Consider the following 613-nt stretch of genomic DNA (forward strand, 5'->3'; position numbering starts at 1 on the left):
GTTTCAGCAAATCAAACTTAAATTGAAGAGTTTGATCATGGCTCAGATTGAACGCTGGCGGCAGGCCTAACACATGCAAGTCGAACGGTAGCACAGAGAGCTTGCTCTCGGGTGACGAGTGGCGGACGGGTGAGTAACGTCTGGGAAACTGCCCGATGGAGGGGGATAACTACTGGAAACGGTAGCTAATACCGCATAACGTCGCAAGACCAAAGTGGGGGACCTTCGGGCCTCACACCATCGGATGTGCCCAGATGGGATTAGCTAGTAGGTGGGGTAATGGCTCACCTAGGCGACGATCCCTAGCTGGTCTGAGAGGATGACCAGCCACACTGGAACTGAGACACGGTCCAGACTCCTACGGGAGGCAGCAGTGGGGAATATTGCACAATGGGCGCAAGCCTGATGCAGCCATGCCGCGTGTATGAAGAAGGCCTTCGGGTTGTAAAGTACTTTCAGCGGGGAGGAAGGCGGTGAAGTTAATAGCTTCACCGATTGACGTTACCCGCAGAAGAAGCACCGGCTAACTCCGTGCCAGCAGCCGCGGTAATACGGAGGGTGCAAGCGTTAATCGGAATTACTGGGCGTAAAGCGCACGCAGGCGGTCTGTCAA

The 613-nt window shown here is 55.0% G+C and carries 1 rRNA gene; it reads left to right on the top strand.

Features of this window, described 5'->3' with window-relative positions:
• Window positions 1–19: 19 nt before the first annotated feature.
• A 16S ribosomal RNA gene (locus K5Y33_RS23595) occupies window positions 20–613 on the top strand; the annotation flags it as partial.

The organism is Pantoea sp. DY-17, assembly GCF_019795975.1.
Taxonomy (GTDB): Bacteria; Pseudomonadota; Gammaproteobacteria; order Enterobacterales; family Enterobacteriaceae; genus Pantoea; species Pantoea leporis.